Source organism: Streptomyces sp. IBSBF 2435 (assembly GCF_036815005.1).
GTDB lineage: Bacteria > Actinomycetota > Actinomycetes > Streptomycetales > Streptomycetaceae > Actinacidiphila.
Map to the genome: position 1 here is coordinate 50,261 of NZ_JAJSYW010000038.1, position 7,486 is coordinate 57,746.

The window sequence follows — 7,486 nt, forward strand, 5'->3', positions numbered from 1 at the left end:
CCGCCGATCCGCCAACCCTGAGAGGAAGTCCGTCAATGATTGCTGCTCCCACCTCCTTACCGGCGTCCGGTGTCGACTGGACCGCGCTGCACAATTTCGCCGCCCTGCGCGGCCAGCTCCGCGTCTCCTTCACCCCGCGCTGCAACATCGCGTGCTGGTTCTGCCACAACGAGGGCGACGTACCGCCGCCGCTGACCCGGCAGGACCGCTCCCAGCAGCCGCGGGAGCGGCAGCTCGACGCTGACGCCTACCTCGCCGTCATCCGCACCCTCATGAACGCCGGCCTGAAGCGCGTGTACTTCACCGGCGGCGAGCCGCTGACCTCGCCGACCGCCAGGCCGGTTTTGGAAGGCCTGGCCGAGCCCGGCCCGGACGCCTCCTACACGCTGATCACCAACGGCACCAGGATCCGTACCCACCGCTCCTGGCTGGTCAGGACGCACCTGGACAAGGTGAAGGTGTCCCTGCACTACTTCTCGGACGCTTCACTGCGGGCCATCGCCGGGACGCGAATCGGGATCGGCACGATCCTGGACGGCATCGAGGTCGCCCGCGACACCTTCGAGCGGGTCGAGCTGAACACCCTGCTTCAGAGGGAGAACGCCCACGAGGTCCGGCAGATCCTTGACTTCGCCTTGGAGCGGCGGCTTCCCGTGCAGTTCATCGAGCTGGTCGGCACCGACTTCAACGAGGGTCGCGCCGACTCCGCGGTGTCGGCCGATGAGATCGTCGCGCACCTGCGCACCCTCACCAGCGACGAGCACATCGAGGTCGCCGGAGTGGGCCAGGGCCGCAGGGTCTTCCGTATCGACGGCATCGAGATCGACGTCATCCACCGCGACCTCGGCCGCCACCACGTCGGACAGTGCGGCACCTGCCCCGTGCGGTCCCGGTGCGTCGAGGGTTTCTGGGCGCTGCGGGTCGACCACGGCGGCGGCATACAGTCCTGCCTGCTCCGCGACGACCTCCGTGTCCGCGTGAATGACCTGGTCGCCGACCCCGACCGGCTCGCCCAGACGGTTGCCGGGCACGTCACGGCTTTCACGGAGGGGACGCTGTGAGCCTGCCTCCTCCGTACCGGCCGCTGTATCTCGATGGGCCGCAGCACCCGTTCGTCGTCCTCGAAGGCGTCTCCGGCATAGGAAAGTCGACGCTCGCATGGGCATTGACCGAGCGGCTGGGCGCGACATCGCTGCACACACTCCCGACGCCCCACGCCGGGTGGTCGGCACTGATCAACGAGCGCCTGCGCGGGTTGCCGCAGTTCGCCTTCTACCTGTCCGGGCTGCTGCACGCCGCCGACTCGATCCGGCTCGCGCGGGCGATCGGTCCTGTCGTCGCCGACCGTTACGCCTCGTCGGTGGTGGCCTGCCACGCCGCTGTTCACGAGGTCGCCGTCGAGGAGGTCGCCGACCTTCTCGAACCCTTCCGGCCCTACCTGGAGATGCCGACCCGCACCTTCTACCTGGGCTGCTCCGAAGCAGCCCTGCGGGAGCGCCTCGCGGTCAAGCGCGACGCCAAGCAGGACGACCTCGACCTGTTCGCCGTCCCCGGCCGACTCGCGCGTCTGCTCGCCAACTTCCGGACCGTCCAAGCCGCCGACTCCACAGCCGTCGCTCTCGACACGGACGGCAAGTCCCCGGACGACCTGGCCGACTGGATCATCACCGACCTGGAGGCCCAGGGTGCTTAACCCCATCGACACCGACGCCGTGATCAGGGACGGCGGTGCGGTCGGCCGCTTCCCCGGCGAGATCCACGAAGGTGTCGCCTGGTGGCTCGGGGCAAGCTTCGTCGCACTCACGGCGGCCAAGCAGTTGGTCGTGGGGAGCGATGGCGGGGCGGTTACGGCCGAGTTCTTCCACCGCCTGTGCCGCGGCGCTGTCAACGCTCACCACCACGCCTGCCGCGTCACCGCCATCGACGGCATCGCCGAGGACACCTTCCTCGCCTACGTCCGAGGCCGGCTGCCACTGGCCAGCGCCTATCTGGCCGCGACCGATGGCCCGGACGGTACGCACGTCATCCGGATCCGGCTCTACGACGCTGACGGCCTGGTGCTCCAGGAGGACACCGGGCTCGCCGCCATCCGCGGGATGGTCGCCGAAGACCGCGTACCGATCCCCGTCAGCGACAGCGCCCGCGGAACCATCGAGCACCTCGCCCCCACCACTGCGGAGACGTCCGCATGATCGACGCGGCCGAGATCATCCGAACGCAGGCCAGCATCCTGTTCGTCACCCTGGACTCCCTGCGCTACGACACCGCCCGCACCGCCTACGACAACGGCCTGACCCCACATCTCGCGGCCCTTCTCCCGGAGGGCGGCTGGGAACGGCGCCAGACCCCCGGCACCTTCACCCTCCCCGCCCACATGGCCTTCTTCTCCGGCTTCCTGCCCAAGCTGCCCCAGCCCCAGCAGCCGCCCCGCCTGTGGGAGTGCCGTCCGCACGCCTTCAAGACCGTCCCACCGCAGACCTTCGTCTTCGACGCCCCCAACCTCCTGGCCGGCCTCGCCCAGCACGCCTACCGCAGCATCTGCGTCGGCGGCGTAACGTACTTCTCCCGCGAGACGCCGCTCGGCTCGGTCCTGCCCGACCTGTTCGACGAGGACCACTGGCGCCCCGAGTTCTGCTCACCCGAACCCGACTCCACCCGCCACCAGGTCGACCACGCCCTGGAGATCGCCGAACACCACGACGGCCAGCCCGTGTACCTGTTCGTCAACGTCTCGGCCACCCACGTCCCCCACGGCCACTACCTCGACCATAGCCGCGACACCGCCGCCTCCCAGCAGGCCGCCCTCGCCTACGCCGACGCCCACCTCGCCCGCCTGATCACCACCCTCACCGCGAGGAAGCGCTGGCTGATCATCTTGTGCGCCGACCACGGCGACGCCTACGGGGAAGAGGGCTACCACGGGCGCGGCATCGCCCACCCGGTCGTCATGAACGTGCCGTTCGCCGCGATGGTGCGCTGATGCCCACTAACCTCGGCCGGTATGAGCGATGCCCCAGCCGTCCGCGACGCGGCCGTCGTCGTAGCCCGGGACAAGGACGGCCTCGTAGCTCTCCTCAGCGCCCACTTCCCCGCACATCAGGGCGACTTCCTCTTCCTTCCCGGCGGCCGGAGGGAAACAGGCGAGACGCCCGAGGAATGCGCGCGACGCGAGTTGCGGGAAGAGTCCGGAATCACCGCCAAGGCGTGGCGACCACTCGGTTCGTACGCCCTCACCGTCTCCTCACCCGCCCGCGTCCACCTCTACGAAGCCCGGGACCTCACCTGCGGACCGCAACAGCTCACGCCGACCGAGCAGGACTTCAAGCTCACCTGGTGGCCGATGGCCGACGCCCTGCACGCGGCCACGCACGGTCGGTTCCTGCTCATGGCTGGTCCGCTTGCCCTCTTCCTGGCGGACAGGGCCACGCCCAACTGAGCACAGGCTCGCGCGGGTCAAGACGTGGTGGCGAGACTGGCGAAAGCGAGCTGCCATGACCGAAGCTGCCTCCCCTCCGGAACAGTTGCGTGCTGCACTCCGCGACATCAGTCGCTGGGCGACCGAGCAGGACCCGAGGGACGTGGAGGCGTTGGCCGCGGCCTTGCGAGCGAAGGCGGACGCGCTGGAGCGGCAGACCGGACAGGAGCCGGTGACTGCCTCACGCGATCGTGCCGAAGTCGCGGCCGGCCACGCTGACAAGCTGCCTGCTTCAGCCGAGCTGAAGAAGCCCCACCGAAGACGGCAACGGCCACGGAACCTCCACCACGAACCGCAGGCTGTGGCATGGGCGCGGGAGAAGGCGGGCCTGACGAAGCGGGCGCTGGCCCGGACGGTAGGTATCTCCGAGCAGCTCCTGGGGGAGATCGAGTCCGGGTGGCGCAGCGCCACGCCGTCCAACCTGGACAGGATCGCCCACGCGTTGAACTGCCCGGTCGTGCTGTTGGAACGCAAACGGTGGGACAGAGCCCCCGTCAACGGCGACGGGGACGCGACGGTGGAGGGTACGCCGGAGATGGATCCGCGGTCGCCATGGGCTGACTCCGACGCGCAGGGATACCGCTGCGGGCCATCGCCGCTCGGGCCAGAGGGCTCGGCGCGGGGCGTTGGGTGAGGCGTTGGAGGCGCCAGGTGAGGACTTGGGCCGGGGAGTGGGCGTCGTCGAGGGCACGTTGATCTGCTGCTTGGCGGAGTAGTTGGGTGGGGTCGTGACCTGTGGTCTCGGCGTCGGTGAAGGCGGTGGCGAGGGCTGGCCAGGTGGGGTCGTTGAGGATCTGGTCGGCGTGGGTGGGGATGGTCTGGCGTACGCGTTGGGCGTGCCGTTCAGTAGCCGGTTGGGGTGGGCGGCGCTGGGCGAGCGCGGCCAGGGGCGCGGCTGAGGCTTGGTCGTAGGCGGCCTGGAGGTCGGCGAGAGTGCGGCGGGTGGCTTCGACTTGCTGGTTGTGGTGGCGGGCGGCGTGCCAGCGCTGGACGGCGACGGCGGTGAGGATGGCCGCGTCGAGGAGCATGGCGATGGCCGCTCCGTCGCCGCCTGAGGGTTGGCGGGCGATGGCGTGGATGGCGCCGCGTAGGGCGCGTGCGTGCTGGTGGTCGGCTTGGATACGGGAGCGACTGGCGCGTTCGAAGTCGATGGCTGCCTGGCGGAGCTGGGGTCGCAGGTCGGAGGGGGCGTGGAAGGGGAGGGCGTCGAGGGCTTCGGCGAAGGCGGCGATGTGGGCTTGGGATGCGGCGTCGTCGGTGCCGGCGAGGTGGTGGGGAATGCGTTCGGTGGCGGCGGTGGCCCGGTGCCAAGGGTTGGGCTGACGCGGGCCGGTCGCGGGAGCTTCGGTCGCGGTGAGGCGGTCGCGGATCTGGGGGTAGGACAGGTCCGGGGCGAGGGTGGAGCCGGAGAACCAGACGGGCTGGCCTTCGACGTTGATGTCGCCGTCGAGGGCGACTTTGTAGCCCCGGATGTCGCCGGAGGGGAAGCGGAGGACGTCGACCTTCATACCGCTGGAGGCGAGGAGGTGGAAGAACTCCTCGGGGCTGGTGGCCACGGCCACGACGGTGCGGATGGTGGCGCGGAGCTGCTCGCGCGGGGTGCTCCGGTGGCCGGTGCGGTGGGCTTTTTCGGTTTCGGCGCGGGTGGGGCGTTTGGCGGCGGTGCGGTCTCCCCGTGCGACGATGCGCAGGTTGTAGTCGCTCTCGACAGCCTCAAGTTCCTTGTCGGCGCGGAGATAGTCGTTCCAGTGGCGGGCGGTGCGCAGGTCTCCTCGGATGGTGGTGGCGGCGATGTGGATGTGGTCGTCGGCGTGGCGGACGGCGACCCAGCGGCAGCCGTCCGCGTCGCCGTCCGGGGCGATGCCCGTTGCGGCAACGACGCGACGGGCGATGTCGGCCCACTGGTCGTCGGTGAGCACGGGGTCTTCGGGGGCGGCGCGGACCGAGCACTGCCACACCGATTGCTCAGGGACGGTCTGGCCCTTGCTCCGCGCTTGGCTCAGGCGTAGTTCGAGGGCGCGGGTGAGCTGCTTCATGGCCGCTTTCGGGTCCTGGTCGCGGCCGGGGTCGGGTGCGAAGCCGTCCCAGGAGTCGACCAGGTGCGGGTCGGTGTGGTCCTTGGACTTCACCGTGTCGTAGAGGTAGCCGAGGAGGCGGCGGATGGCCTTGCCTCGGGTGATCTTCGCGATCAATCAGGCCGCCTTCCGGCCGGCCGCTTGGTGCGCGGCCGTTTCAATAGTGGTGATGGCGTCCCGGACGCTCTGCACGGTCCGCTCCGCTTGTGCCAGGACCGCGGTGTCGGCCTGATAGGGCTGGCCGCCGGAATTGAGGCGGTGGGCGATCTGGTTGACGTTGCCTCCGATCTTGGCGACCTGGGCGCGCAGGGCGACGAGTTCGTCGATGAGCTCGTCAGTGGCGGTGCGCTGGCCGGGCAGCGGCTGGGTGCCTTCAACGAAGGCCATGACGACCGCGCCGACCAAGTGGGCGCCGGCGATCTCCATGGCCTTCGCCTTGGCCTTGATGGCGTGGTGCTCGGCTTGGCTGTAGCGGACGTCGACGCGGAATGTGCGCTGCGTGCCGTCGCGGCGGCGACGGCGGGCGACGCGGCGAATGGCGGCTTCGGCAGCGGCACGGATCAGGCTCGACGGCTCGGCAGGCTCGGGGACGGCTTCCCCCTCCGGTGCCCCTGGCGCCGGAGTCCCTCCGCCACCCCCGGGCGGAGGAGCCAGCGTGGGACCGACCATTGGACGGTCCAGCGCCATACCTTGCTCCCCCGCAAGGCTGGGGGTAGCCGTATCCGTTGCGGGTCGGCGTAGTGGGTGGGTTGCTCTCCTCGCCTACGTGATCGTCGGTGTCGTGGTCTCGGGGCATGGGATTCTCCGACGTCTTTCGAGTGCTGCGGTGCGGAGGGGACTGGCCGCTGGACGGTTCGGCTGGCGGGAATGCGGCCGGGTGCCGGGGTCCCGCAGTCTTGGGCAGGTGGGTGGCGGACCGTGTGGGGTGGTTTTGCGGGGCCACCCCACACAGCCTGTTCACTCCGAGCTGGGGTGGGCGCGGGCTTCGTCGCCGGGCTGGAGGGACTTGAGGGCTTCGGCTATGCGCTCGTTGCCTGCGGAGATCCCCTGGGCTTCGATGGCCTCGCGGGCCATGGCGCGGGTGACCTGGCCGGAATCCGGGTGGGCACGGCGGATGATGTCGGCGAGCTGCTCGATCGACGCTTCGGCCTTGCGCCCGCTGCGCCCCGCCTGCGCGCGCTCGCCGGAAGTGCCCTTCAACTTCTGGCCAGCGCTTTCAGCGTCTGCCGGAACCGGTGCGTTGCCTTGGCCGGTGATGCCCGCAGACTCCGGAGCTGTTGGGGGTTCGGTTCCGGCTGCTGCGTCAGCCCCGGCTGCAGGCTCGTCCTTCGGATGCACTGTTCGCCGTGCGGCCGGAATCACGGCCGGGGCCGCCGGAATCATGGTGAGAGTTCCGGCGGCCGTCGTGTGGCTGTGGCGGCCGATGAGGATGTGCATGTGGGTGGCTCCGGCCAGGGCCAGGGGAGCTATCGCCGACAGGACGGCGACCGTGTGGTCGCCCAGCAGGAGGGTGTGGACGCCGGGCTGGTTGAGGCGTACGGCGTGCAGGGCGTTGGCCCACAGGCTGGCGGTGGTGGCGGTGCCGAAGAGGGTCCAGGCGTAGGCGCGGGCGGGCCAGGGTGCGTCGCGCAGGACGAGGAGGGCGCGGACTCCGTAGGCGATGAAGCCGTCGATGACCAGCGGGAAGAGGTAGGCCAGGTGCGGGCGGATGTGGACGGCGACGGCCATCTGCCGCAGGGAGTCGTACGACAGGGCGCCGCCTGCCAGGCCGAGCAGGATCAGCGCGAGCGGATCCCACCAGGACCGGCCACGGCCGGGCGTGGGCTCGCGGTGGGACGGGGTCTGCGGGGCGGGGCGCGGAGATGCGGTGGCGGGCATGGGAACTCCAGTCAGGGGCTGGGCCGACGCATGGGGTGCTCCGGGCATGCCGGAGAAG

The 7,486-nt window shown here is 70.4% G+C and carries 8 protein-coding genes and 1 pseudogene; 6 read left to right on the forward strand and 3 right to left on the reverse strand.

Going from position 1 to position 7,486, the window contains the following annotated elements; translation table 11 throughout:
* Positions 1-35: 35 nt before the first annotated feature.
* From V7E46_RS10695 to V7E46_RS10720, 6 genes and pseudogenes are all read left to right on the forward strand, one after another.
* Positions 36-1,061 (forward strand): radical SAM protein, encoded by a 1,026-nt coding sequence (locus tag V7E46_RS10695; protein WP_333768191.1) that lies wholly within the window; start codon positions 36-38, stop codon positions 1,059-1,061.
* Positions 1,058-1,693 carry an AAA family ATPase gene (locus V7E46_RS10700; RefSeq protein WP_333768192.1) on the forward strand — a complete coding sequence of 212 codons (636 nt, stop codon included), beginning with the start codon at positions 1,058-1,060 and terminating at the stop codon, positions 1,691-1,693. Before V7E46_RS10695 ends, V7E46_RS10700 begins: the two co-directional genes overlap by 4 nt.
* Entirely contained in the window at positions 1,686-2,192 is a 507-nt protein-coding gene (locus V7E46_RS10705) for a hypothetical protein (protein WP_333768193.1), read from the forward strand. Before V7E46_RS10700 ends, V7E46_RS10705 begins: the two co-directional genes overlap by 8 nt.
* Positions 2,189-2,980 carry an STM4013/SEN3800 family hydrolase gene (locus V7E46_RS10710; RefSeq protein WP_333768194.1) on the forward strand — a complete coding sequence of 264 codons (792 nt, stop codon included), beginning with the start codon at positions 2,189-2,191 and terminating at the stop codon, positions 2,978-2,980. The genes V7E46_RS10705 and V7E46_RS10710 overlap by 4 nt, the downstream gene beginning before the upstream one ends.
* Positions 2,981-3,001: 21 nt before the next feature.
* Complete coding sequence (locus V7E46_RS10715; protein ID WP_333768195.1) at positions 3,002-3,436, forward strand: NUDIX hydrolase; 435 nt, start codon at positions 3,002-3,004, stop codon at positions 3,434-3,436.
* Between the two features lie 55 nt (positions 3,437-3,491).
* Positions 3,492-3,932 (forward strand): annotated as a pseudogene (locus V7E46_RS10720) (helix-turn-helix domain-containing protein); the annotation flags it as partial.
* 37 nt (positions 3,933-3,969) lie between these two features.
* Here the strand turns inward: V7E46_RS10720 and V7E46_RS10725 are convergent.
* From V7E46_RS10725 to V7E46_RS10735, 3 genes are all read right to left on the reverse strand, one after another.
* Positions 3,970-5,667, reverse strand: coding sequence for a relaxase/mobilization nuclease domain-containing protein (locus V7E46_RS10725; protein WP_333768196.1), 1,698 nt, complete (start codon positions 5,665-5,667; stop codon positions 3,970-3,972).
* Positions 5,668-6,237 carry a plasmid mobilization relaxosome protein MobC gene (mobC, locus tag V7E46_RS10730; protein ID WP_333768197.1) on the reverse strand — a complete coding sequence of 190 codons (570 nt, stop codon included), beginning with the start codon at positions 6,235-6,237 and terminating at the stop codon, positions 5,668-5,670.
* 270 nt (positions 6,238-6,507) lie between these two features.
* Positions 6,508-7,428, reverse strand: coding sequence for a DUF2637 domain-containing protein (locus V7E46_RS10735; protein WP_333768198.1), 921 nt, complete (start codon positions 7,426-7,428; stop codon positions 6,508-6,510).
* Positions 7,429-7,486 lie beyond the last annotated feature (58 nt).